The 25,599-nt window shown below is 53.0% G+C and carries 16 protein-coding genes and 3 pseudogenes; 8 read left to right on the top strand and 11 right to left on the bottom strand.

Annotated features, from left to right (window positions below):
• Nucleotides 1-786: 786 nt before the first annotated feature.
• Nucleotides 787-1,818 carry a sodium:calcium antiporter gene (locus KTE_RS21425; RefSeq protein WP_201368904.1) on the bottom strand — a complete coding sequence of 344 codons (1,032 nt, stop codon included), beginning with the start codon at nucleotides 1,816-1,818 and terminating at the stop codon, nucleotides 787-789.
• Nucleotides 1,819-2,586: 768 nt separating this feature from the next.
• Between KTE_RS21425 and KTE_RS21420 the strand changes: the two genes are divergently transcribed.
• Complete coding sequence (locus KTE_RS21420) at nucleotides 2,587-2,787, top strand: hypothetical protein (RefSeq protein WP_201368905.1); 201 nt, start codon at nucleotides 2,587-2,589, stop codon at nucleotides 2,785-2,787.
• 345 nt (nucleotides 2,788-3,132) lie between these two features.
• Nucleotides 3,133-4,616 (top strand): annotated as a pseudogene (locus KTE_RS49685) (DUF2254 domain-containing protein).
• A 404-nt stretch (nucleotides 4,617-5,020) separates the two neighbouring features.
• Here KTE_RS49685 and KTE_RS21405 read toward each other — a convergent pair.
• The 3 genes from KTE_RS21405 to KTE_RS21395 are packed head-to-tail and all read right to left on the bottom strand — an operon-like array spanning nucleotide 5,021 to nucleotide 10,237.
• Complete coding sequence (locus tag KTE_RS21405; protein ID WP_201384458.1) at nucleotides 5,021-6,721, bottom strand: tetratricopeptide repeat protein; 1,701 nt, start codon at nucleotides 6,719-6,721, stop codon at nucleotides 5,021-5,023.
• Between the two features lie 49 nt (nucleotides 6,722-6,770).
• On the bottom strand, nucleotides 6,771-8,033 hold the full coding sequence (locus tag KTE_RS21400) for a VWA domain-containing protein (protein WP_201384456.1): 1,263 nt from the start codon (nucleotides 8,031-8,033) through the stop codon (nucleotides 6,771-6,773).
• Between the two features lie 17 nt (nucleotides 8,034-8,050).
• Nucleotides 8,051-10,237, bottom strand: a complete 2,187-nt coding sequence (locus tag KTE_RS21395; RefSeq protein ID WP_201384454.1) for a tetratricopeptide repeat protein — start codon at nucleotides 10,235-10,237, stop codon at nucleotides 8,051-8,053.
• A gap of 549 nt (nucleotides 10,238-10,786) precedes the next feature.
• Here KTE_RS21395 and KTE_RS21390 point away from each other — a divergent pair.
• From KTE_RS21390 to KTE_RS21370, 5 genes are all read left to right on the top strand, one after another.
• A complete protein-coding gene (locus tag KTE_RS21390; protein WP_201384452.1) occupies nucleotides 10,787-11,602 on the top strand; it encodes a potassium-transporting ATPase subunit C in 816 nt (271 codons plus the stop codon).
• Nucleotides 11,603-11,666: 64 nt separating this feature from the next.
• Nucleotides 11,667-13,367, top strand: coding sequence for a potassium-transporting ATPase subunit KdpA (gene kdpA / locus KTE_RS21385; protein ID WP_201384450.1), 1,701 nt, complete (start codon nucleotides 11,667-11,669; stop codon nucleotides 13,365-13,367).
• A gap of 159 nt (nucleotides 13,368-13,526) precedes the next feature.
• Nucleotides 13,527-14,393 carry an acetylglutamate kinase gene (argB, locus tag KTE_RS21380; protein ID WP_201384448.1) on the top strand — a complete coding sequence of 289 codons (867 nt, stop codon included), beginning with the start codon at nucleotides 13,527-13,529 and terminating at the stop codon, nucleotides 14,391-14,393.
• Between the two features lie 114 nt (nucleotides 14,394-14,507).
• Nucleotides 14,508-15,428: a DUF4118 domain-containing protein gene (locus KTE_RS21375; RefSeq protein WP_201384446.1), complete on the top strand. Its 921-nt coding sequence runs from the start codon at nucleotides 14,508-14,510 to the stop codon at nucleotides 15,426-15,428.
• A 345-nt stretch (nucleotides 15,429-15,773) separates the two neighbouring features.
• On the top strand, nucleotides 15,774-17,171 hold the full coding sequence (locus KTE_RS21370) for a S8 family serine peptidase (protein ID WP_201384444.1): 1,398 nt from the start codon (nucleotides 15,774-15,776) through the stop codon (nucleotides 17,169-17,171).
• A 176-nt stretch (nucleotides 17,172-17,347) separates the two neighbouring features.
• Here KTE_RS21370 and KTE_RS21365 read toward each other — a convergent pair whose 3' ends face one another.
• The 7 genes and pseudogenes from KTE_RS21365 to KTE_RS21340 all read right to left on the bottom strand — a co-directional run bounded on the left by KTE_RS21365 (nucleotide 17,348) and on the right by KTE_RS21340 (nucleotide 24,333).
• Complete coding sequence (locus tag KTE_RS21365; protein WP_201384442.1) at nucleotides 17,348-18,442, bottom strand: hypothetical protein; 1,095 nt, start codon at nucleotides 18,440-18,442, stop codon at nucleotides 17,348-17,350.
• 383 nt (nucleotides 18,443-18,825) lie between these two features.
• Nucleotides 18,826-19,145, bottom strand: a pseudogene (locus KTE_RS21360) (ISAzo13 family transposase); the annotation flags it as partial.
• Between the two features lie 18 nt (nucleotides 19,146-19,163).
• On the bottom strand, nucleotides 19,164-20,477 hold the full coding sequence (locus KTE_RS21355) for an RNA-guided endonuclease TnpB family protein (RefSeq protein WP_201384440.1): 1,314 nt from the start codon (nucleotides 20,475-20,477) through the stop codon (nucleotides 19,164-19,166).
• Between the two features lie 3 nt (nucleotides 20,478-20,480).
• Nucleotides 20,481-21,002 (bottom strand): hypothetical protein, encoded by a 522-nt coding sequence (locus tag KTE_RS47640; RefSeq protein ID WP_236600513.1) that lies wholly within the window; start codon nucleotides 21,000-21,002, stop codon nucleotides 20,481-20,483.
• A gap of 132 nt (nucleotides 21,003-21,134) precedes the next feature.
• Nucleotides 21,135-21,521, bottom strand: a complete 387-nt coding sequence (locus tag KTE_RS47635; RefSeq protein WP_236600512.1) for a hypothetical protein — start codon at nucleotides 21,519-21,521, stop codon at nucleotides 21,135-21,137.
• A 68-nt stretch (nucleotides 21,522-21,589) separates the two neighbouring features.
• Nucleotides 21,590-22,844: pseudogene (locus tag KTE_RS21345) on the bottom strand (RNA-guided endonuclease InsQ/TnpB family protein).
• Between the two features lie 244 nt (nucleotides 22,845-23,088).
• Nucleotides 23,089-24,333 carry an MFS transporter gene (locus KTE_RS21340; RefSeq protein WP_201384438.1) on the bottom strand — a complete coding sequence of 415 codons (1,245 nt, stop codon included), beginning with the start codon at nucleotides 24,331-24,333 and terminating at the stop codon, nucleotides 23,089-23,091.
• A 186-nt stretch (nucleotides 24,334-24,519) separates the two neighbouring features.
• Here KTE_RS21340 and KTE_RS21335 point away from each other — a divergent pair, with 186 nt between their 5' ends.
• On the top strand, nucleotides 24,520-25,530 hold the full coding sequence (locus KTE_RS21335) for a helix-turn-helix domain-containing protein (RefSeq protein WP_201384437.1): 1,011 nt from the start codon (nucleotides 24,520-24,522) through the stop codon (nucleotides 25,528-25,530).
• The last annotated feature ends 69 nt before the right edge of the window (nucleotides 25,531-25,599 follow it).

The raw sequence follows: 25,599 nt of genomic DNA, 5'->3' as shown, positions 1-25,599 counted from the left end.
TATACCATACAGGCACCCACCTGCACTCTCCCGCATCCATGGGCGTGGTTCTCATAAGCGAGAGCTGCGCCTTTTTGTACATGCTTATGCCAAGACACCACAAAGTCTTCCTAATATGTAGCAGGAAAGCAACAGTTACTTGTTGGTGGCAGAGAATCCTTGATAGTCTTCAGCCGCGGGTAAACCCCTCTATGCTCAGTGCAATTCAGCTTGGAAACACGCCAAGAGTGAGATGTACGTTTCTCGATCTCAACACTATTGAGTGGACAGCGGAAACGATAGTGGATTTCTAGCCACCAAGAGTTCCGTTCCTTCTATGAGAGGAAAGAGGAAAGGCGGAAGCTCTGTCAGAAGAGTCCGCTGTTATTCCACAAAACATGTATTTCATGCAAATACTCTACACCGAAAGCTTCTGAGTGACCTCTTACCTCCGTAGGTCTTTTCTTGACAATCTTTTGATCATCTGTGCGCTATAGTAGGAACTATCACAGTCTGTTCTTCAGAAAGCAGGAGATCTCGGCAAGAAGGATATCACCATGACAGATGTTCAAGAAGAACAACCGGGCCAACAAAGTCAGCAAAGCCATGAAAGATGTGTTGTCCAAAACGAAAAGAAACGGTTCATGGTGATTTGTTTGTCTTTGCTCGCGATAGTCTGCGCTTTTGCTCTCTTCCTCCTCGCAAAAAGCGTCTTTCCCATGTTCTTCACGATCGTCCTAACGTTCCTCTGCTATCAACGTCTTGACTTCTCCCTGAGCAGAAGGGAGAAAAATAGCAAGATGTCGTCTACATCCACAAACGGAGAAGCACCCAGGTCATATACGTCACGAGCAGGAGGGCACCCGCGATCCGACTGATGCGGCCTCTCACTACCCAGAAGAATACACCTATGGTGAGCACCAGGGTAAGCGGAGCATCCAAAGAGAGCACGGAACGGTCCTCCAGGAAACCTGACAAAAATACGAGCGGCAGGACGATGCCCAGCGCGGTATTAATACTTCCACTGTTACAAACCTCTTCAATACATGCTGCAGCTTCACCAGTACGCACGAGGCTAATGGCAACGACCGTGTTGGGCAATGATGTGGCGACAGCGAGCACAAGCAAGCCTGCGAGAACTGAGGGCATATGGACATCGGCAGTCATCGTTTGTCCTGACTGGACCATTACCAGGACCCCACCCAATGCAACGACCAGAGTAAAGATGATTTCACTCCCTAGACGAAGTATCGACCATGACGCTTCCCGTTTGGGATGATCATGAGGATGCAGAGATATTCCTTTACCGCCACGTGGGCGCCTGATGAGGTGAAGCAGGAATGCGCCAAAGATGCCCAGTGTCCCCAGGGCAGCCAATAGAAGGACGATGTGCGTAGTATGGATGGTGCTCAGGCTTGGTTCGTCTGGAAGCCAGGCGATGACCACGAATGAAAGGAGCGTAATCACAAAGGTATAACGGACAATCGTGCGGATATCTCGTTTCTCCTGTGTATTCAATGTCATCCCAGCACGTTCAGGAGTAAAGAAGGTGCAGAGACCGAGAATAATGGCAAGATTGTAAATATTCGAGCCAACGATGATGCCAATACCAACATCGTCATGACCAGCAAAAATCGCGAGGGCGGAAGCGACATAATTTGGAATATTGGCTCCGAGAGCACTCAACAGGCTCAGCATACCAACTGAAAGATTGAATGCGACACATAACTCCTCTAGTTTGCGTGTAAACCGTGTGGATGCGGCGATCACGATGATAAGTGAAACGAAAAACAGCCCAAGAGCCACAGGCAAAGATGAAGGAATATTAAAAGGAAACATAGTGTTCGTCCTGTTCTAAGCCAAGGTTTCGGCTCGTGCAGAGCAAAGTATTATTTTGCAGAAGCATCATATCAACGGCGACAGGACGTTTCCACGTAGTGTGTTAAGTGATGGACCCTACTTTTCCACAAAGAAAAGCACCGAGAGCGATCAGGTTGCTGCGCCTTTGTGCATCCATCACATGGTGATGAAATGTACAAAGACACCGTAACCGACCAGACTTCCCGGTGCTTTCCAGAAATACATAAATATAGATTGTGGCAATCAGTATAGCATGATGAGACTGTGAAGACAAGGAAGTAGACAGTCTTAAACACAATGCCAGATTGCATTTTCGAGAAGCATGAACTATGCTATGAAGCAATAGGCAGAAGCATAGGCATACACGAGCTTTTTGCCTGGAGAAAGGTGTACCGGGAAGGCTGGTCGGTTTTCAGATGTCTTTGTGTCTTGAAAAGGCAGAAAAGAAGGGACTCCGAAAGATGACCGGTTCTGGTACATTTCCCCCATTCCGAGAGATGACCACATCGCGAACAATCACAGTGCCCCTTGTTCCCCTTCCGAAGCGTTTCTTCAGCGAGAGAGACTGCTGAAGGGTCTTTTTTGCCTCTTCTTCACTCTTCCAAAGGAGAAAGAGCATGCTTGACGTACTGGTTGTGGCCGTAGTTATTGGAGTGTTTTCTATCTTGATAAGCTTTGCCAAAGCGTTGGATCGTTTGTAGCAAACACCACAGCAGACAACAATGATGTTTCACAAGGAGAAAGGGCATGGCTATGCGTCGATTTTTCGCACCATCTCTCAGTTTGCTTTTCGGCCTCTATTGTATTGGTTGGAGCATTGTTGCTTCATCCTCGCCCACCTCGATGCGCGTTGGCGGAGCCTTCTTTGGCGTCCTTTTGCTCGCGCTGGCTTTCGTTTACTTGCGCATTATTCTTCCCCAAGAGCAAAGGGAAAACCACGCTCCCTAATCGGGTGAGATACGCTTCTTTTCTTCGTGGCTAGTTGTAGAGTCCCAACAAGCACCCAACCAAGTTCTCTGGCCGAGAACGTTGATCCTCAGGCCAGAGAACTTGGTTATTACGCACGCATTATCCATTGATACCAAGCTCTCTTCCACCCAGGAAGCCGCTCTCGTATGGAGCACGGGCAGTGCGGATGAGCCATTTGAGGGTCTTGCTACTTTCGGTGGAGAGGAGTACTCCGTTTTTATCCAATAGGACTGTGCACAGACATTAAGCGTCATAAGGCAGGGTCTCATCAGGGTGCGTAGTGGATCGTCGCCGCTTAACGCACCATCTTTCAGCAGGCACTCGATGTGTCGTACCACGCGGCGTAAAGATGTGGTATTATATGTCTTGAAAAAAATGCTTAAAAAAATAATTTCGATGGAGTGCCGGGAAGTCTGGTCGGCTATCGGCGCTCCTTGTTTGTTGTGGGTCGTGGGAGTGTCTATCCTTCTCTGGCTGGTAGCCAGCTTTAGCGAGGTCTCCATGTTTGATGAGGTCAAAAAGACGCTTGATGACTCCATGCGTGCGCTACTGAACTCATTCTGGTTCGTTCCCGCGCTTGTCTCGTTGTTTGGTCCGTTTCTGGCAATCTTTCTCCTGATGTTTGACCACACTTTTCAGGTCAAAAACGTGCCTCTGCTCTTCAGTGGTGGGTCAGCCGAAGCCAGCACGATTCTCTCGATTATTGCGGGTTCGCTCATCACGGTCGCGGGCCTCACCTTCTCCATCACCATCGTCGTCCTGCAACTGCTCTCCAGTCAGTATACACCACGCGCGCTGCGTAGCTTCCTTCAGGACCGCGTGACGCAGGTGGTCGCGGGGGCTTCTTCGCCATTTTCGCCTACTCGCTGATTGTGCTTATGACAGTGCGCGACCCCGCACCGTTTGATCCCGGCTTTCTTCCCGCGGTCAGCATCACCGTCGGGATCAATCTGGGTTTCCTCGGTCTAGCTCTGCTGCTGGTCTTTATTCACCATACCGGGCAGATCATCCAGGTATCGGATATCGCCGCGCGCATCGCCACACAGACGGTGGAGGCTATCGATGCATCGTCCCCTAACTGGTCGCATGAGCCGCACGAAGACGAAGTCTTCTCCCTCATCCAGACCTGGCATACAAGCGAGAAACCAGCCCAGTTGCGCGCGCCCCTTGCCGGTTACATTCAGCGCATCTCACTCACGCACCTGCTCCAGGATATCAAGTTCCTTCGGCTCCAGGTCCACCTGCTCGTCAGCCCCGGCGATTTCGTGACAGAGGAGACGGTCATCGCGCATATCTGGCCCGCACACGCCGTCGATGAGGCCTTCCGGAAAACGCTGCTGCACTGTATCTACATCGAGCGCGAGCGCGACATTGCCCAGGATATCCGCTTCGGCGTTCGCCAACTCGCAGATATCGCTCTGCGCGCGCTCTCACCCGCAGTCAACGACCCGACAACCGGTATTCTCTGCATTAAGTATCTACAAGCCGTGCTTGAACGCCTGGTACGCCGTCAATCGCAGCCGGACACCTATTACTTCAACAATCGGGCAGGCATACTAAAAATCCGACAGCCTTCCTTCGAGGAGTACCTGGCAGTCTTCACCGAGATCAAGCACTACACCGGCGGCAACCAGCGCGTCGAGATCGTCCTGGCGAACGCGCTCAATGCTATTCACGATGTCGCAACCCGCCTCCGCAATGAGGAGGATGGCGATCTCCTGGCGGCTTTCATCGCCGATTTTGCCTCCACTGGCAGCGCTCTCGAATCTCAACCGGCAACGAGCGATCTGCCTTGCACTCTCCTCTGAAAAGCAAGAAGGCTACATATAACTCGCCAGCAAAGTTTGCCGGATTGACTGATAGAATCGATTGAGGCAAACCTTGTTGGCAATCAGCACAGTGAGAATAACTGAGTTGGAGTCATAACATTTGTTCGTACCATTTTCTCCGCTAACGCTTGATAAAGTCGAGAGAAGAGCCATAATCGTAGGGTTGGTAGGCTCTGCTCAACAAGGGAAAGCGGCACGATTGCTGTTAACCTGGACCGCTAGAAGCCTCATTATTACAGGCTTCCGACCCGAATTTCCTTAGCGGGAATGTCAGAACGAAAAATGTTATGGCCCCGTGATGATCGTTGTGGAGGTGAGGTAGAAGGTGGGCCAGTATGGGATTGTTTTCCTCGTGGTGTATGCTGGCCCATCTGTGTGGTTGGCTAGAATTCGTTGAGTCGTGTGTAGATGCCCCAGGCAGCGCAGAGGCCGATGAGGGGGTAGAGTATAGCGCTGAGCGAGGTGTAGATGTTCAGGGTGTTCTGGGTGCTACTGAGCGTGATATTGTAGTGATCGTAGTTGGCTTTGCTCAGAGCAGTAACGGCGTCTGAGAAGGTGCCGAAGGCAGCGTTGGATGGTCCGGTGCTGATGACCTCAGCGTTATTGATATGCTGCGGATCGCTGCCGTTATTGGCGGCTGCGCGGATCTGTCTGTCGAGGGTAATGTATTTGTTCCAGCCAGAATGGATATCGGAGAGAGGTTGGATCTCTTCATTCCAGGTCTGGTTGTTCTGGGCGTTGGCGATTAGCTGTTGTACCTGCTGGATGTTGGTGCCCCAGTCGGCGGCCCAGTGGTCTGCACCACTCGCTGTGGTTGTATCGTTGAAGGTCAGCGCGATCAGCCAGCGAGACTCATCAGCGTTGGCATCGGTGCCGTAGCGTTTCAGTTTTGCTGCATAGTAGACACTGTCGTAATCGTCTTTGACTAGTTGCCGATAGGCCCCGTCCTGACTGGCAGTATGTGTGCCTGGGAGTCCGGTGAAATTGAGCAGGGTACCAATGATCATAAGACTGAAGATCAGTCCGACGAGTAGCGACAGGCTGAGCCCGACATTGATCACGCGGTGAGTGACCGCCGCCATACGCCAGGTAGAGATGAGCAGCCAGCCTACGAAGATAATACTGAGCAGTATGGCACCGATAAGTGCGGTGTTTAAAAATGATATTACATCATTGTAGCCACCACCAGTACTAGTTGTCCCTTGCAGGTGGGTATAGTTGATATCGCTCAAACAGTCGATATTGTCTGCAATGCCGCCGTTGACCCAGGTGTTGGGTTGCGCCAGGTGCTGGTCGATACCAATGTGGCAGGCTGGCAGAGTTGACCTATCTTCAACGATACTCGGTTGGCGTTGAATCCTGGTGTGCAGGACACTGCTGGCTGCCAGGTAGGCCTGGTAAGCATTGCGGAGATGACTATCCTGCGCATTAGCCGTGTTGCTAGCCTGGTCAAACTCGTGCTGCATGACGGTCAGGTGCCCGATATATTCCTCCATGCCAGCAGTAATGCGCTCCACAGCAGTACGCTCGCCAGGGTAGGTAACGTTGTGGGCAGCATTGAACAATTGTTGATTAGCCAGGATAATTTCAGCATCGATATTGAGCTGATCACAGTCATGGACGCGCCTGGGTCCTACATTTTTGCTACCACTGGCAGTAACGACACTGCACGCTTCTATCTGGGTCAGCGGAGCAGTCGCAATGTAGTCAGCCGCTTTTGCGTCGATATCGTCAATATATTGTGCCAGCGATTGCGCAGCATCGACACTGGGGATACTGCCATTCGCGATAGTATTCAGATCTGTGGCGGCACGGTTGAACGAGAGAGAGATAACGAGGGCTAGTAGTATGGCGAGTAGCAGGCAGCCGCTAGCCAGAGCGATGAACTGGCCTTTCAACGTACGACGAGCCTGTTGCCAGACACGACTGACAAACTTTGGACCTGCAGGTGTCGTTGTTGGTGGCACAGCCTGACCTGGCACAGGCGTGGACTGTGCCTGCTTCCCAGCGCCTGTATTCGATGTTGCAGGTGGCGTGTAGTAGGGGGTTGACGTACCTGTCGTACTCACCCGTGGTTTAGCCATTTTAGCGATCTTCTTTCAAATTCTTCTAGTCGTTTTATAGAGAGCGGTATTACTGCAATTTTGAGGTCTTGCTGACATTGATGGCCAGAGTTTTACGGGCCACGGCGTCGGCCTGTTTGTTGAGTTGTATCGTCCCTTTGGCGTCGCGCGAGATTAGCTCACTGAGCAGACGGGTCACGCGTGCATTGCCGGAACGTTCGCTAATCTCCAGCGCTCGACCTAGCAGACGTGTGGCCTTCTCATTGTCTCCCGCAGCGAGAGCTGCCTGGCCATCTTTGATATTGTTGGATAGTTCTTCTTGATTGGTATAGTGGGCGATATGGGCCTCGATCTGAGCGGCCAGGGATACATCCTCGGTCCATTGTACGAAGACCCAGCCGGAACGTTCGCTTTTCTCCTCCTGCTCCGTTCCCCCACCCGCGAAGTACTTGAGGGTGGGACGGACAAGCATAAACTGTTGACCCGGTGTGTTGACCGGCATAGTAATATCTAGCAGGTAGTCGCGCTGATCACCAGGAGCGAATGAGCCGAGCGCAATCACCTGCTGACGTGGACTGGTCGGATCGGGTTCTGTACCCAGCGGCACAATCGTAGGATAGACCTGCTGCAGGTTGGTAATCTGGACACCCGCAGGTGACCAGAGGTACATGCGCGCATTCGTGATAGCTGTCCTGCGCATCTCACTAAACGAACTGCTGAATGCCGCCTCGACCTGATTGGGGGTCGGGATAATATCCGCCGAACCACGCGTCACCTCCGCCATATGCAGAAGTTCAGCCGCATCCCAGTCTGTTCCAACACCCCACGCACTGATACTGATATTCGCAGCCGAACAACGTGCAACCGCGCGATCAAGGGCAGCACGCGGTTCCCCTTCATTTTTACCATCAGTCAGGAAAAGGATACGCGTAGCACGTGATTGATTGCTGCCAAACTTATCCACAATCGTATTCAGGGCAGTGCTCATACGCGTCCCGCTAGCCGCATAGACCGTCTGGATAGCAGCAATCGCGCGATTTTTATTCTCCTCAATTCCAGCCGCCGGACCAAAGATGATACGGGCGTTATCGTTGAATGTCACAACCATAAATTGCATACTGGCATCGATCGCCTGCACAACCTTCACCGCCCCGTCACGAGCAGCACGCATCTTCGCACCATCCATCGAGCCAGAACGGTCCAGCGCAATCGCCAAAGCCAGCGGAGCCGGAGCCGGAGCAGCGGCCTCATCTATACAGACCGAGAGGACCGCCTGCATCGTTGATTGTCCAACACGCAGGTATGGATTGTTATAAGCAGTAATTTTAAACATAGTTTTTGTAGTTTCCTTTATAGAAGACGCCAGGGAGCAACTTCGAACTTACGACGGATGATAGTCTCACGGTTTGCAGGTTTGCGGGCGCGGCGTAGATACTCATGATAGCTCTCTTCGGCAGCCTGGCCTAATGTTGCTGGTCTGAGATCGGTCACCCCGGCTATCTTGCTCGTGGACGGTAGTTGTTTCGCGCGAGCCAGGCCATACGCAACCCGGTAGACATCGCCACGCGCCAGGTAATAGCGCGGATCTTCAGTGCGGCCATCCAGTCCGTTCACCGCCTGCGACGCACTCTGCACATTCTGAGGTGTGAGCGGAACCATGCGGCTGAGATAGAGGTCACAGAGCATCAACTGAGCCTCAACATACTTTGCGGCCGCCTCATTGATACTACTGAGCACCCGCGCAGCCTCATCCCAACGTTGTAGATTGAGCAGAGAGCCCGTCACCCCCAGTACAGCCTCCGTATTGCCCGGATCAGCCTTGAGCACTTTAGTGAACAGCTCCACAGCAGTCAGATCGTCGCCCATACGCGCACAGACACGTGCCAGCGCCTGCTGAGGTGGTAGTTCACCTGGTAGGTCCGCAATCAACTCACGGTACTGATCAGCCGCCGCAGCATACTTCTCCTGCGCCTCCAGTAAGCGTCCGGTGTACCAGGCAACCTTCCAGTTACCAGGAGCCATACGCTGTACCTTCGTAACCTCAGCCAGAGCCATGCCAAATTCGCTGGTATCGATATACACTTCAGCGAGCCGGAGATGGGCGTCGACACTGTTGGGGTTAATCTTTGCGGCCTGTTTGTAAAAACTTTCCGCGCTAACGTAGTTGCCTCCACGTAGCGCCTGGTCACCAAAACGCAGGTGGTCGATCGCCTTATCGCCCTCATCTAAGACCGCCTCACCACGAAAGCCCAACTTGCCAGTCGTCGTCATAATCCCTGGCACAAAGAGATTCGAGCCCACAGGTACGCCTGGCGTGCCACCCACAATCTGACGCAGAACTCCAGCCAGCTGATCGCTCAATTGTTCCGCACTATGAAAACGTTGCGCAGGTTTGCTGTGCGTCCCCTTGGCCAGCAGACGATAGAGAGCAGGATAATCGCGAAAAGCCTTGTAGTATTCGGAGGATGGCATGCCAAAGATCGGACTTGCCAGGTCCATCTGCGTCACGAGATATGCAAGCGTGCGGCAGATAGTATATAGATCAGTCTCGGGCGACGGATTCTTAACCGCCTCCGGAGCATAGAAGCCGTGCGTGCCATAAACATCGCCTGGACGCGCCGTATGTTTGATCACAGTACCCAGATCGATCAGCTTCACAATCTGAGTCCCGTCTTTCAGCGTCTCGACCATCACATTCTGTGGTTTAAAATCACAGTAGACAAGGTCGAGTTTCGCCAGATACGAGAAGGCCGGCAGGATACCCAGTATATAGCGGATCGCTTCAGGCACATCAAAGGGGTGACCGCGTTCCTCTAGCAGGTCGTCGAGCGTCTTGCCCTCGACATACTCCATCACGATATAGCCACGCATCCCAATCGTCAGAAAGTCATAGATCGAGACAATATTGGCATGCTTGATCGCAGCCAGGAACTCGCGCTCTTTCACACTCTGAGCCGCCATATCAGGATCATCATCGCTCAGCAGTGCCTTAATCACCACCTGGCGTTTCAAGACCTGGTCATACGCCAGGTAGACCGCACCCATACCGCCTGCCCCAATGACACGAGTAATCTCATATTTATTATTAAGTATATTTCCCACCTGTAAGGTAGATGGTGGGCTTGCAACCGAGGTAGAGTTGCTCAAAGCGGTCGGTCCCGTAACACCTACATAGCTAAAGCCACAACGATTACAAAACTTAACGCCCGGTATGCGTGGACCGTGACATTGGGGACACTGCTGAGCTGTCGGCGTGCTGGTAGGATTAACAACAGCACTATTCGTAGTTGCAGTTACAACCATGCCACACTGCTCGCAGATATCATCGCCTGGTTGTAGAGCACTGTGACAGTTAGGGCAGACAGCAGGAGTTGTCGAAGTGATCACGGCAGATGGAATGGCTGCAGGTAGCTGCATTGAAGCGGAGGCAGCAGTAAAAGTCGGAGCAGCCAGTGCACTATCAAGGACAGCGCCACAATTTTCGCAGATATCGTCACTGGCACCGACCGGTTGATGGCAATTAGGACAGTTGCGCATAGAAATCTCCTCATGAGACATTCCGAAAGCAGATACTGCCGCCCAACTCTCCTCGCCGCTCCGCGGCTCACTTTTTCTGGTGTGTGATGGCCGCTCAATCTGCCACCACACAAATGATGTGAAGCGCCGAAGGCGCTGAAAAGTCGAGAGAAAAGGTTTGCCAGCAATATCGAAAGCAGAGAGTCTTCTCTGTACTCCACACCGCCCCACATGGGGGCAGGCAGAGCAGGAATGGGAAAGGATTCACCTCCAAAACATTACGCCACCAACTTGAGAAAATGCAAGAGCTACACATAAAGATTCGCTCAAGAACGGATATATTCGTTAAAGAAGGAGCTTTTCTTCTGAATGCTACCATAACAGACCCTTTCCTTGAGCACTTTTTGAAGGCTTCCCCCTCTCCTCTTACCTCCCTTTGATGTTTCCAAAGCTAGACTATATAGAGAACAATAAACGAGCGTGCTTACGCTCGTGTTCGTCTTTAACCAACTATCACCAGCGTTCACGCGTCCTTGCTCTGAACGTTAGCACCATCAAACGAGGGTTTTTATGAAGCAAAAACAAGCTACGCGTCCTGAGGCCGCGAAAGAAGAACCTGAACAATCTTCCAGGATCTTGTCCGAACCATCCCCTAAAGCCAGTGGCATCCTGAGCTATTCCTGGGGCGCCTTCAAGCTTTTCGCTATCCTCCTATTGCTCTGCGGGGTGATTTTTCCCGCCCTCGTCTACGGACTGGGTCAACTCCTCTTCCCTGACCAGGCCAACGGTAGCCTCCTCTACAATCAGCAACACCAGGTAATTGGTTCCCGTCTCATTGGGCAGCAATTTACCCGCCCTGAATATTTTCATGGTCGCCCAAGCGCCGCTGGCTATAACGCTAGCAGTTCTAGCGGCTCTAACCTGGGACCGACAAACCCCCAGCTACTTGAAGGGAACGGCACACTCATCACGCTCAAGCCTGGTGACAAGGTCCCGGACAACGCAACCCCCGTTGCGGGCAAACCTCATACCTACTACGTTCCCGGTACCTATGATGGTATTAAGGCCTACGCCACCCAGTTCCGCAAAGAAAATGACTTGCCCCCCGATACCTTGCTTCCAGCCGATATTATTACCGCCAGCGGCAGTGGCCTCGATCCGCATATCTCTGTCGAAGCCGCCCTGCTCCAGGTAGAACGCATTGTAAAGGCCCGCCATGCCTCAGGTAGCAAGAACGCAACCCTGACAGCTGACCAGGTGCGAGCACTTATCGCCAAACATACCGATGGGCGAGATCTTGGCATCTTTGGAGAGCCACGCGTCAATGTGCTGGAACTCAACTTTGATCTGGATAGCAACTATGGCTCTCCTGCTAGTTCACACTGAATACCTGATGCCCTTTTAGCAGGAAATCTGCAATAAAACGAGAAATAACAAAGGAAGAACGAAGATGAGTTCCTTAGCCCTCCTGCAATATGGGGTCTTTCTCCTGGTGGTGATTCTCCTGGTGAAACCCGTGGGGATATACCTTAAGCGTGTCTTCGCGCGTGAACGAACCTGGCTTGATCCGCTCCTTTGCCCGGTCGAACGCGCTATCTACCGCGTAAGTAAACTTGATGCCACACGTGAGATGAACTTCAGACAGTATAGTGTCGCCTTTATCGTCTTCACGTTGATTGGCACGCTGGCACTCTATGCTCTGCTACGCGTGCAACAGTTCCTCCCCTGGTTCGATGCGGCCCATATGACGACACCGATGACACCAGACCTGGCCTTCAATACCGCCATTAGCTTCACAACCACAACCACCTGGCAGGCCTACGCGGGTGAGACGACTATGAGCTATTTGACACAGATTGTTGGCCTCGCGACACAAAACTTCCTGGCTGGAGCGGCGGGCCTGGCGGTCGGTATGGCTTTTATACGCGGCCTGGCGCGGGAGCGCACGCCCTTCCTGGGCAATTTCTGGTTCGACTTAGTACGCTCTCTTCTCTGGGTACTCCTCCCCATTTCCCTGCTTGGCAGTCTCTTGCTCATCTGGCAGGGCGTGCCCATGAACTTTCATCCTTATACCGAGGTCAAGACGCTTGAAGGAGGCACCCAACTTATCGCCCAGGGACCTGTAGCCGCGCTTGAATGGATCAAGAACCTTGGCACCAATGGTGGGGGCTTCTTTAACGTCAATGGCGCCCATCCCTTTGAAAATCCCACTCCCCTGACAAACGTGCTTGAAATGCTGGCAATTGTGGTACTACCAGCCTCTCTCACCTACACCTTTGGCCTGATGGTTGGCAACACGCGCCAGGGCTGGGTCCTTTTCTGGGCCATGACGATCCTCTTTGTCGCAGGCCTGCTTCTCTGCGGCTGGGCCGAACAACGCGGCAATCCCGCGCTCACACCCTATATCACCGGCGGCGCCGGCAACATGGAGGGCAAAGAGGTCCGCTTTGGTATCGGCGGCTCTGTGCTGACGGCTATAACTACGTCAAACGGGGCGACCGGTTCCTATAACTCCATGCATGACAGCTATACCCCCATCGGAGGTACGGTGCCGCTGGTCAATATGCTGCTCGGCGAAATCATTTACGGCGGCCTGGGAACTGGCATCTACAGTATCATCATGGTGGCACTGATTGGCCTCTTCCTGACAGGCTTGATGATCGGACGTACCCCCGAGTACCTGGGCAAGAAAATCGAGCCACCCGAGATGAAGCTCCTAGCGCTTTATACGCTCCTGGGTTCAATCGCGGTCGTGACCTTTACGGCCTTGGCGGTCGTCACCGCGCCCGGCCTGGCAGGACTGACGACAAATACCGGGGCACATGGCCTCACCGAAATTCTGTATGCCTATGCGTCCTCAATGGCCAACAACGGTCAGAACTTCGCAGGGCTGAGCGCGAATAGCCCCTTCTACAACGTCACCACGGCTATTGTCATGCTTATTGGACGCTTTGGCCTGGCCATTCCAGCCCTGGCGCTGGCAGGCAAATTCAGCCTGCAAGATCGACGCCCGATGTCCATCGGAAAATTTCGTACCGACTCTGTCATGTTTGGCACGGTGATCATTTTTACCGCCATCATCGTTGTCGGCCTGACCTACTTCGCCTCCCTTTCCCTTGGACCCATCGTCGAGCAACTACACCTGGGATAGGAGCTATATCTTGACAATCTTTTGATACCTGACACTCGCCTCCATACACTTTTTTGATTGTCTATCGGATACAGTAGAAGAGCATATATATCTCCTCTCAGACCAGAGGAGTGAAGTGATCAATCCAGACTTCTAGGCGTTCACGAGGAGTTACGATCTATGATAAACCCATCATTACCAGCGACCGATCAGCCATGGAACAGGCATGAGTTCATCCCCATGGAACATACCAGCTCCAGCAAGTGCTCATTTTCCCAGCTCAAAGGAAAGACTTTTGTCATCAAGTTAGGGGGCAGCACCCTGGAGTATCAGCGGAGCGTACTCCAGGATTGCATCTGTTTACAAATTCTGGGTGCGAACATCGTCCTGGTACATGGGGGAGGACCCGTCATCAACGAGTGGCTCTCGAAGCTCCACATCCCCATTCACTTTGAACATGGCCTGCGAGTAACAGACGCCCAGACACTGAACGTGGTGCGCATGGTTCTATGTGGCCAAATCAATAAAGAGATCGCAACCAAGATAACACAACTTGGAGGACAAGCCGTTGGCCTCTGTGGCACCGATGGCAACCTGGTACAGGGACACATCGCTGACGAGAGCCTGGGCTATGTGGGAGCCATAGACACAATCAACCCTACCTTGATACGCCAGGTGCTCGACGATGGGTATATACCGGTCCTGGCTCCCCTGGGTCTAGGACCAGACGGCAGCAGCCTCAATATGAACGCAGACCTGGTTGCCTCTCACCTTGCCGGCGCGCTAAACGCAACCCGGTTGACATTTCTAAGTAATATTGACGGCATCTACAATGCTGATGGTACAATCATCTCAGAGTTGAATGAGCAACAGGCCCAGGCACTGATTGAAGAACATGTCATTCGAGACGGCATGCTTCCCAAGGTACACGCCTGCCTACACGCTCTTGAGGAGGTACCCTGCGTCCAGATCGCGAACGGCTGCACCTCACATGTGCTCTTGCATACTCTGGAAGACCTCCCGATAGGGACAAAATTCGTACGCTAAATCAGCGTTACCGACGTACGCGCCTACGCCTCCGGGCTAGATGTAAGCGCCCAGCGTAGACGCGTACGTCAGTAGCGCAATGCACCGCATATACATATACTTGAGGAGGCTGCGATGCGTACTATACAACAGATTCCCCAGGTCCCCGTACAACTCAAGAGAAACTGGCGAAGCTACCTTATAGACAGCGCGCTAGCCATCGTCGGAGCCTTGCTATGTACCGCGTTCATCTACGTGTTCCACCTCTATCCTACGATCCCGAACATTTCCGTGATCTATCTCCTGCTCATTCTGGCCCTGGCAAGTACGCGAGGCCGCTATGCAGCCCTGCTCGCGGCGCTGGTAGCCGTCTTCTCCTTTGACTTCTGGCTTGTTCCTCCTCTCTACACCTTGACTATCTCGCGTTGGGAGGAAGTGCTGGCGCTTGTTGTCTTTCTAGTGGCAGCCTTGCTGACCGGGCAACTGGCGGGTGTTATGCGCCGCAGCATCCAGGAGGCCTGGCGACGCGAACGCGAAGCACGTATCCTCTATGAAGTTGGGCGCGTGATTAATAGTACAGAACAACTTCCCGAACAATTGCAGAGCATTGCCTTGTCCATAGTCAGAGTCTTTGCGCCCTGGGGCGTGCAGGCATGCGCCCTGCTTCTCCCCGATAAACAGGGCAACCTCACGCGCCAGGCGGAGGCCCCAATAAGCATCGAAGACTTCGCCCTTTCACCTTCAGAGCTTGCATCCGCCAGCAAGCTCACGGGGCAGACGAGCCTGGAGAAGCCGCTCCCCTCCATCGCGCACCCCGAGGAGGAAGGTCAGATCCTGCGCCTCATCCCGCTGCGTACACCTAGCCAGGTCCTGGGCGTGCTCTGCCTGCGCCTCAAACATCCCATCCCCTGGCTGGCCGATGATCAACTCTTCCACGAAGAGGAGCGACGCCATACAGAGCGGGCCACCTTCTTCTGGACCTTTCTCGACCAGGCTATCCTGGTCATCGAACGCGCCCACTTCCGCATGCAAGCTCTCTCAGCTAATGAACAATAGCATTGAACCGTGATAGCTCGACGCTGCGAAAGCGTGTCTACATATGGCACTAATGTAGACACGCTTTCGCAGCGTCGAGCAACAGCCAATAAGCAAACTTTCTGCTCACTCATTTCTCACTCTATCCCCCACGCCACCCACCATGCCTTCTGCTGCGTATCCGTATATCCCGTGAGGAGCAGATGAAGCAAAACATCCACCAATTTCGATGAATCTCCACCAAACAGCAACCATCTAGACACACGACAAACACTGAAATTACATAGACAAACGTCTATACTCTTCCTGGTGCCATTTCTGCTCTTCACTCTTTTTTTTATACGACTCCTAGAGCTGGAGAACATTATGCCGAAAAATTCCTTTTTTCGTCGCATGCCCAGAGTGTTATTTGCCTCCACTGCTATGCTCGGCCTGCTAGCTAGCTTCACGTTAGGCACGGGCCAGGCGGCACACGCAGCTGGACACGCCAATCCGAATGCGGTCACCATCCACCCCCAGCATGTCTATGCGGGTAAGGTACAGGATGGTCCCACATTCAGGTGTCAGTCCGCGACCGCGGCGGTTCGCTGCTACGGACCACAGCAGATTCGCACGGCATATAACATTCAGTCCGTTCTTGATTCCGGTATCACCGGCAAGGGTCGCAGCATTGTGATCGTCGACGCCTTTAGCGCTCCGGCGATTGCCAGTGACCTGCAACTCTTCGACAAAACCTTTGGTCTTCAGGATGCGCCCCTCAATATTATCGCTCCTGATGGCCTAACGCCTTTTGATCCCAACGATGCCAACCAGGTCGGCTGGTCTGGTGAGATCTCCCTGGATGTCGAGTGGGCACATGCTATCGCTCCCGACGCCACGATCAACCTGGTCCTGGCCAAAACCAATAACGATGAGGACATCCTCAGCGCGACCCGTTACGCGGTTGACCACAACCTGGGTGATGTGATCTCGCAGAGCTTTGGTGAGGGCGAGACCTGCGTCGACCCCAAGCTGCTCAAGAAAGAGCATCAGCTCTTCTTTGAGGCGACACAGAAACACATCACGCTCTTTGCCTCCGCTGGCGACCAGGGTTCTTCGCAGCCCAGCTGCGATGGCTCTGGCAACTTCTTCCTGAGCGCCTCTTCTCCCGCTACTGATCCCCTGGTGACCTCCGTTGGCGGCACTCAGCTCATCGCTGATCCCGTTACCGGCGCCTACCAGAGTGAGGTGGTCTGGAATGAGCCTCAGTTTGGTAGCGCGGGCGGCGGTGGCTTCAGCACGATCTACCACAAGCCGTTCTACCAGTATGGCACCCCGGGAATTAAAAACTTCCGTGGCGAGCCTGACGTCTCCTACAATGCCGCCATCAATGGTGGTGTGCTGACCGTCTGGAGCGAGTCTGGAATTTCTGGCGGTATCTTCATCTTCGGTGGAACCAGCGCCGGATCTCCTCAGTGGGCTGGCATCGCTGCGCTTGGCGCGCAGAAGGCCAACCATCGCCTGGGCTTCCTCAATCCCGCTTTCTATCTGATCGGACATACGTCGCTTGCCAAGCAGGTCTTCCACGACACCACGGTTGGCGATAACGGTTATGCCTATGCGGATGCCAACGGGAACACAGTTACCATTCCTGGCTACAACGCCGCGAAAGGCTGGGATGCGGCAACCGGTTGGGGCACCCCCGACGTCTCCAAACTCCTGTCCGTGATCGTGCCATTCTCCTGCGGCGAGAACAATGCTGCAAACATCGCTTCACTGCGCTAATACAATAAGCCTATAAAAAAGAAGAGCAAGAGGCCCACACAAAGAAGCGGAGGACTCGCTAATGAGTCCTCCGCTTCTCTGTGTTCTCTGCCAGACCCTTGACTGGCAAGATGTGAGGGAACTACCGTTCTGCCTGATTATTATTGTGCGCCTACCCAATAAGGAACGCGACTATGCTAACAGCTTACAGAGTAGCTCGTAAAGTCTTTGTTCCCCAGGTAGGTATAGCGCCCCTTGTAGCCAATCGAGGGACTCTGACGCGAGAACCAGGAGAAGTTGACCTCGTCCTGGAGAGTATAGCCATCCTTGTGGAAGACGAAGCCCACCAGGGGATCGCCAACCTCAAGGACATTGCTGCACCCATACTGCGGCTCAGATGGCACCGACCAGCTTGGAACAACATTAGTTGTGTATGGGTCAGCGACCCACTCGGCCAGCTCGTGACTCAAGGCACCCGTGTTCGAGAAGCCACTGTAGAGGTACTGGTCATAGTACGACGCCCAGGCATAGGTCAGGTCGCCAGGCAGGCCCTGCCCGGTTGCGTTGTGGTAACCACCTACACCTAGCTCGATGAGCACATCATAGGTCAGGAAGATGGTCAGGCCGTTGGAGGTTGCCTTGTATTTCCCCAACAACTGCTGCATCTGTGTATCCCACCAGTTGATATCATCGATATTACCATAAACGTGGTTGGTATTCGTGGATACGAGCTCGCCCTGACCCGGAGCCACGTTAATCGTGTAGGTCTTCTTGACGTTGGGTTTGTCCAGCAGGACGTGATAGTTAGGGCTGAACTTCTGGATCGTTTTCCAGAACGAGGCACGCTGAATGGCATCGGTATACTGCGTATGCCCGGTCTGGAAATCCTCTTTTTTGAAGAGGGGCGAATTCACAACTGAGTCGACCTTCTTCGATCCATCAAACACAGTCTTACCAAAGACTGTCTTAATGGGTACGATAGTGACCGGAATCTTAGTCGTCTTCGATCCCTGCGTGGGGTCGGTACCAACCATGGTATAGGGATAGGTCACTCCATCAACCGTGAACGTCGAGGTCCATGTCGCCAGGGCGGCAGGCACATGGTTGCTCCTCATAGCGTTCTTAGGTGGGTCATGATGGAAATAGTAGAAACGCGGATCGATCTTTGACGCCACGCTGGTGGCTGCCAATGCCGAACCATTGCTCAGCAAAGAGATGCTTAAAGCCAGCAGTGTAGACAGCACCAACACACCCAGAGACGAGAGGTTTAGCATTTTTTTGTGTAAGGCCACAGATTTTCTCCCTTTTTGTGATTTTTTATATGTATCGAGGTATTAGGGGTTATAAGCAATCAGGCAGAACTTGGCATCCCTCGATATCCCAGGAGAAATTCTTCGTCCATCTAGAAGCTTCAACCTACAGAGGGCTTACATCAGTTTTCAGCTTCTGGCTAAACACTGAAACGCCGTAACATATGCTAAAGGTTAAACTTCGGATTGAAACCTCCTAAAGGATCGAATACCTCAAAAGTATAAATTGTCGCGTATAGAAAATCAAGTTATTCTAGCAGCATTTCGCACTAGTTTGTCGAAAATATCACAAGAGAGGTATGAGCATGGGGATGCGCCAATGCCGCATCCCCATGCTCATACCTCTCTTAGGGACTCAAGAAATATTAACTATCCCGGATGGCTGGTGCGAGATACTCGATGTCCACAAACCATTTTTCCAAAGAAGGTAATCGCTGAACTTGAGTTTCCACTGCTTTCATTGCCTCCTTGGTCAGTTTGACGCCGATCTGATAGACGCTCGTTACCAATTCGACCACCGAATGTTTCTTTTTCCAGGTCATGGTTCTGGCATACTGGATCACGGCGTCTACCGAGTCGAGCAAGGAACCATTCCAGTGCTGTTCGAGAATGCCCCAACAGCGTTCAACCGGGTTGTATTTGCTGTGGTGGGTGGATAATACGCGAGGCGTACAGTGATATGATAAGAGTCAGTACCCTACGGCTAAAGCCGAGGGCTTGGAGTTGTGTCTGAACTCCACCGCAACTCAGCATACCTTTTCAGGCGTGCTGCTTTGGCTTCATCGTCCGACACATCAGGGCGTACTGACAAGAGGCCCGTTCCTATCCAGTCTTGCCGGATAAGAAGCGTTCGCATCGCAATATTCCTCGCGCCAACCAGATCGGCATGGAGCGTGTACTGACAATTCTGACAGACAAAGAGCAAGCCCTTGTGAGGGCGATTCTCTTTGCAGGTGTGCCCACATTGGGGGCAAGACTGCGAGGTATAGTTGGCATCCACCTTGATTGCCATACTTTGATGCAAGAGCGCTTTATAGGCGATCATCGCGTGCAACTCACCAAAAGCCCATTTGGAGAAGGTACGATTGGCTTTTCGCTGTTTGGCACTGGCTTGTTTGCCTTTCCGTCGTTTGGTCCGCTCTCGAATGTCTGTCAGATGCTCCAGTCCAATCAAGCTTTGAGAATAGTGGGTAACAATCCGTTTACTCACGACATGATTGGCGTTTGCTTTCAACCGTCTCTCTCGTCCACTGATGGCGACGAGCCTTCTCGTCGCGGAACGAGTGCCTTTCTTTTGCAGACGCTTTCTCAATCGTGCGTAGTGGTGAGACCTGGTAATAGTAGAGATGTCAGCATGGAAGGTGCAATCGCCTTGCATCGTCGCCGTGACGGCAAGGTATCGCATCCCCACATCCACGCCAACGACTTGCTTGTGCGTTTCTGGGGTAGGATCAGTCGTCTCCACTTCTAGGGTGACGAGCAGGTAAAACTGCTTCTTGGGCTTGTCATACCAAAGTTTCGATGCACCTATCTCCGTACCACGCTGGATCAATGCCACGTGCTTGTCATAGCCAATATAGGGAACCTTGACCCGTCCCTCAAGAGTGAGAAGACTCACGTGCTGCTCTTTCTTGAACGTGTAGTCTTTCTTATACTGGTAGGTCAACGTGGGGGAGAGAAACGTAGGAGCCTTATCAAGCCCTTTGTACCGCTTTTTGGTGAGACCTGCCTTACGATGAGCAGCATTGTTCTTCACCTTTGTCCATAAACCTTTATAAGTGGCTCCAACTTGGCGAGGAACAGAACAGGCCATTTGTGAGGGAAGGTGAAAACGGAGGCGAATCTCATCATACGTGCCATCTTGCAGACGAACAGCATTACTCATCTTGCCATTCTCAAAGGCATATGTACTGACATAGTTGAGAGCATCACGATATGCCAGTTGTGTCTCACGTAATGCCTTGAATTGCTCGGGTGTTGTATTCAATTTGAGTTTCGCTGTTAACACCGTTTTCATGCTTTAGAGTATATCATGGTTTTCATCTACCTGCCAATAGAAAAGGAGCAGATGAAAAAGCTGTCTACGGTGTCTTTCACCCAAGCCACCGACAAAGGAACGCCGCATTCCTCCCCATGCCTGAAAGGGCAGGGGCATCCTGCGGCGGTTTCGGTGAACAAATTCCAGCAGACGCTGCATAAACTGGGTGCGCCGACTGTGGTTCTCCGGTCCATTATCCAAATTGATGAGGAGTGTCTTGATGTGAGGAAAGCGCTCACGAACACTCTCCCACCAATCGATGAGACGATCCACCAAACAATCACTGGTCACTTTGGAGGTCACAGCATACAGAAACAATTCATCGGAGGCTGGCAAAAAAATCCCCACTGGTGTGACCATCGCCTCTGGTTGAAAGTCGTGATCGGCAGCGTTGGTTCGGACGCGACTCTTGCCTCCCCGCGCAAAAGGACCAACCTTGACCGCAGCTTTCGCACCCATCGAGATCCGTAAGGTTTGCGCGTCGGCATCAGCTTCCTCATTCATCTGTTTTATCTGGGCGAAGATGGCATCGGTTTCGGGCAGTTTTTTTGGGGTTGGCTCTTGGCCACCTTTTTCGGGTAATATCCCAGCTCGTTGAGTTTGGTGGAGATCGTCTCCGCTGTGGGTAATTCGTCTTCACGATAGCCTTTTTGCGCAATCAACTGGCGGCGCACTTCTGTGGCCGTCAGGCGTGTGTACAAACGGTTGGTACGCGCACTGCGGGTCTGCTTGATTCTGCCCATCTACAATAGCGGTGATATCGGTGAGCAAGTTGGGCAGATGCTCTTCACTCCGCTTGCGGCCTCGCAAGGTGTAAGCATCAAGACAGGTAATCCCCTGCTCCAGTTCATGTTGACCTTTGCGGATCGTCCCACGATTCCAGCCTAACTCCCGTTCTTCTAGACGTTGTCCTCCCTCTCCTAATGCTCGTACGGTCCGTGCCATAAACAAGCGGCGGGCACTGCCTTTGAGCGCTTTTTCCGTCTCTCTCAACAACTCTTTCACTTCCTCGGCTAATTCCATCTGACTGCCTCCTCAAGCTTTGTACATTCTAGTCCATCATCTGCCATTCTAAACCTACTCAAATGTGTTTATACACTATCGAACAGGTTCAATTGCTGCACATGCCCCTCACGGGAAGCCCCCATGACTCCTACGCCGCTTTGGGTCGTCTGCAGCACACCGCACTCAGGACGAGCCTGAGTGTGTGGCCCTCGCCGGGCAAGGAACCTCATCAAGATGTTGACGGCGCTATTGTCGTCTCGATCCATGACGAGTCCGCATTCCGCGCACCGATACGTCCTCTTGCGCAGTGGCATGGCGTGCAGATTGCCACAGCCACTACACTGCTTGGAGGTGTTGCGCTCATCTAGAACGTGAAGCTCTTTCCCATACACCTGGCATTTGTAGGTGAGCATCTGGACAAAGGCGTACAGGCCCCAGTCGTTGTAGACCGCCCGATTGAGGGCCTTCTTGCGCTCCTGATGCTCTTTCATGACCATTTGCCGCTGGGAAAGGTCCCCCACGACGACAGTTCTCTCAACCAATCGTCGTGCAATGAGATGCGATGCCTTATGCAGGCTATCGCGCTGTTTGTTGCGCTTCTTCTGCGATACGCGCTTATAGACCTTGCTCAGATGAAGAAAGCGGCGGGATTTCTTTTTACACTTGCTGCGTTTGGAGCGCAGTGTATCAAGCTGTTTGTTGTACCAACGCGAGCCTTTGAACCCACCGATGTGATAGAAGCGGCCCTCTTCCGTGACGCCCGTTGCCAGCGTCTTGATGCCCAGATCGAAGGCCACAGTATCACCGTCGCGTTTGGCTTGCTCGGGCTGTCGATAGCCGAAGGAAGCGTAGTAGTTTCCCCTGCCATCGCGACTGATGGCCACCTCTCGAAAGCCTTCGGGAGGCTCTTCGGTGAGTGCGGCATGGATAGCGGGATACTGTTTGTGCTTGCCCTTGCCCCCTGTGGGCAGAATGAGGGTGTTTCCCTCACGCGTGAGATACATCGCCGGATAACAGAGGGTAAAGAAGCCCATGGCGAGGGCGCACGCGAGGAAAGCCCGGCGTTTCCCCATTGGCGAGGCGACGAAAGAAGGCTTGCATGGCTGCATCCAGGCGATAGTAGACTTCGGCAAGCAGTTTCCCATACACCTGATTGAGTTCAGGATCATAGGCACGGCTCTCAGCCAGCGTCTTCTTGCAGGCGTTGAAGCGCCACTTCTCTCCGTCTCGCAGTTTCATCACCCACCAATTGTAGAGGCCTCTGCATTTGCCTTGCATGAACTCAAGGGTGGCCATGTCTTGCTCGCTGAGGTCCAGTTTGATCTTTTTGCACAGGATCATGAAGACCTTCTTTCCTTTCACCCCCATCTCTCCTGATGAGGAGAGATCCCCTTTCGCGAGAGACGTGAACTGTTTTGTGTTAGAACATTTTTTCTTGATTGGTGCGTGTATCATACCATGATAGCGTTTGCATGTCAATGCGGAGAAATGTGTGCTTGTTGCGCACATTTGATCATGATTGCGCATCTATTTGATTACTGTTCTTTTGCTCCATTTGATGGAGCTCACATCTCTTCTTTTCCTCTCAGTGTTTTTGCGACGCAGCCCCCTTGATGTGTTGGGGCTGGCGCAGCTTGTTCAGGATCAGATAGCCGCAAGCGATGAGTGCGCTGACCACAAAACAACTGCTCCACAAAGCGGTTGGGCCTAACTGTTCAAGGATCAGGCCGCCCAGCGCGGGAGCGAGAAGCGAAGACAGCGCGCGAATGCTGCTGTAGATTCCCTGATACGAGCCGCGCAGGAGAGGCGGAGAGAGTTCCGCGATCAGCGCCAGTGCAATCGGGTAGGAGAGAATTTCTCCGACGGTCCAGAACAGCACTCCCAGGATATAGCCAGCATACGTATGTAGCCAGATATAGAGGCCCATGCCCGTGCCCAACATCAGCGCGGCTATGGCCAGCGAAAGGTGCCGATTGACGCGCCGAAAAAGTGTGGTCAGCGGCAGGCTAACGAAAACGATCTGAGCCGCGTTTACCGCCATTACCGTACCGAAAGCCAGCGTACTCATTCCATGTGCGTACATGTCAAGCGGCAGCGTAGTCGTCGATTGTACATAGACACAGTCGAACAGGAGCGCCAGCAACGCGTAGGACCAAAGCCAGGGATCGGTAAAAGCCTGACGCAGAGGGAGCTTTGTGGGCGCTTTCCTCTCCAGCTGTTTTTTGACATGCGAACGGTTACTCTGACCCGTTTCAGGTACCCCGAACCAGATCAGCAGGCTAAAGCTGCAGGTTGTGAGCGCGTCTCCCAGAAAGAGGAGGAAATAGGAGATGGGGGCAACCAGCCCGGCGATGAGCGGTCCAATCGCGTTGCCAATGTTGTTCGCCCAATAGCGCAGGGCATAAGCTCGCGTATGCTCTTCTGGTGGCACCAGGTCCGCTATGGCTGCCGAGGTCACAGGGCGAAAGAGCTCATTGAAGAACTGGTAGAGGATGGCGAGCGGAATAATCAGGGGCAGCGTCTGGGCGAAGCCGAGGGCCAGCATCAGGGTAGCTGTCGCGACCAGACTGAAGAGCAGCGTTACGCGTCGTCCAATTCTATCAGCCAGTATACCCCCACAGACCCCTGCACCCAGCGAGCCAAGGCCCATCAGTGAGATGATGAGCGTCGCTGCACTGATAGACAGATGGTGAAAAGAGACCAGATACACCGTAAAGAAAGGCATGATAAAATTGCCAGCTTTGTTGATGAAGGAGCCAGTGACCAGGAACCAGAAAGGGCGCGAGAAGCGCTGGTTCTGCAAAAAAGTGGCAAGCCGCTTTGTGGACATGTCCAAAATGGAATCCTTTCAGAGATGTGCAGCGCAGCAATCGCACTGGAGGCGAGCCCCGTTGTGATCCCACGTCTGCTCAAGTTGCTCATTGTTTGGCAAAAAACAATCGATGTGTTAAGATTTTGCCAGCAACAGAGCAAACCTACCAGCAGCAGAAGAGACAGAAAGCATGCAGAAATTGCCATGTATACAATTGCGATCATTGCGTACGACGCGGTGAATCTTTTTCAATTGGGAGTAGCTACGGAAATTTTTGGGGTTGAACGCGCTGAATTGAAGGTACCCTGGTATCGGCTGCTCATTTGTGCCACAGAACCAGGGCCAGTTCGGACTTCTACCGGCCTTCTCCTGAACACTCCCTATCATCTGGAGCATCTTGCGGAGGCAGACACGATCATTGTGCCCAGTTCTCCTCGTTTTCGTACCACAACCGCGCCAGACGATTTGCTGGAGGCTTTGCGCGCGGCTTATCAGCGTGGCACACGTGTGATCTCATTTTGCACAGGAGCCTTCCTCCTGGCTGCCGCAGGGTTGCTGGATGGGCGCCGGGCCACGACCCACTGGGCCTGGGCTGCGGAACTGGCTGCGCGCTATCCGAAAGTCCAGGTCAATCCCCGCGTGCTCTATGTCGATGATAGCCAGGTGTTGACGGCTGCAGGAACGGCAGCGGCTATCGACCTGTCTCTCTATATTGTGCGCCAGGATTACGGAGCTGAAATTGCCGCGGCTGTCGCACGGCGGATGGTTGTTCCTCTCCATCGCGAGGGTGGACAGGCACAATATATCGAGACGCCCTTTCCCGACCTGGATGAGAACGACCCCTTTGGCGCGACCCTGGCGTGGATCGCGGCCCACCTCGACAGAGAGTTTACCATCGAGCAACTGGCAGCCCAGGCCGCAATGAGCCAGCGAACCTTCGCGCGCCGTTTCAGCGCGACCCTGGGGATGACTCCCTATCAATGGATACTTCAGCAGCGCATTGTGCTGGCTCAGCGTCTTCTGGAAACGACCAACGAGCCCGTTGAGCAGATTGCTACGTGCTGTGGTTTTCATTCAGCGGCGACGCTGCGCTTGCACTTCCAGCGTTTTCTGCGTATTTCACCACAGGCCTATCGTCATACTTTTCAGCAAAAACAAGGGAAGAGGCGCATAGAGTGCGACCCTGGTGATAAAAGACATGAAAAGCGGATCTGACACACTCATAAGGTGTATGGGAGGTGAGGCGCAAATACCTGAAATCGCTTGCATGCACAATTCGCGCCG

This window comes from Ktedonobacter sp. SOSP1-85 (assembly GCF_016587415.1).
Classification (GTDB): Bacteria; Chloroflexota; Ktedonobacteria; order Ktedonobacterales; family Ktedonobacteraceae; genus Ktedonobacter.
The sequence above is the reverse complement of the archived record's forward strand: the minus strand, read 5'-3'. Positions and strand labels throughout refer to the sequence as shown.

Coding starts and splice junctions, on each gene's coding strand:
- KTE_RS21425 (WP_201368904.1), bottom strand. CDS start 1,818: ATGTTTCCTTTTAATATTCCTTCATCTTTGCCTGTGGCTCTTGGGCTG.
- KTE_RS21420 (WP_201368905.1), top strand. CDS start 2,587: ATGGCTATGCGTCGATTTTTCGCACCATCTCTCAGTTTGCTTTTCGGC.
- KTE_RS21405 (WP_201384458.1), bottom strand. CDS start 6,721: ATGGCTAAACCACGGGTGAGTACGACAGGTACGTCAACCCCCTACTAC.
- KTE_RS21400 (WP_201384456.1), bottom strand. CDS start 8,033: ATGTTTAAAATTACTGCTTATAACAATCCATACCTGCGTGTTGGACAA.
- KTE_RS21395 (WP_201384454.1), bottom strand. CDS start 10,237: ATGCGCAACTGTCCTAATTGCCATCAACCGGTCGGTGCCAGTGACGAT.
- KTE_RS21390 (WP_201384452.1), top strand. CDS start 10,787: ATGAAGCAAAAACAAGCTACGCGTCCTGAGGCCGCGAAAGAAGAACCT.
- kdpA (WP_201384450.1), top strand. CDS start 11,667: ATGAGTTCCTTAGCCCTCCTGCAATATGGGGTCTTTCTCCTGGTGGTG.
- argB (WP_201384448.1), top strand. CDS start 13,527: ATGATAAACCCATCATTACCAGCGACCGATCAGCCATGGAACAGGCAT.
- KTE_RS21375 (WP_201384446.1), top strand. CDS start 14,508: ATGCGTACTATACAACAGATTCCCCAGGTCCCCGTACAACTCAAGAGA.
- KTE_RS21370 (WP_201384444.1), top strand. CDS start 15,774: ATGCCGAAAAATTCCTTTTTTCGTCGCATGCCCAGAGTGTTATTTGCC.
- KTE_RS21355 (WP_201384440.1), bottom strand. CDS start 20,477: ATGAAAACGGTGTTAACAGCGAAACTCAAATTGAATACAACACCCGAG.
- KTE_RS47640 (WP_236600513.1), bottom strand. CDS start 21,002: ATGAATGAGGAAGCTGATGCCGACGCGCAAACCTTACGGATCTCGATG.
- KTE_RS47635 (WP_236600512.1), bottom strand. CDS start 21,521: ATGGAATTAGCCGAGGAAGTGAAAGAGTTGTTGAGAGAGACGGAAAAA.
- KTE_RS21340 (WP_201384438.1), bottom strand. CDS start 24,333: ATGTCCACAAAGCGGCTTGCCACTTTTTTGCAGAACCAGCGCTTCTCG.
- KTE_RS21335 (WP_201384437.1), top strand. CDS start 24,520: ATGTATACAATTGCGATCATTGCGTACGACGCGGTGAATCTTTTTCAA.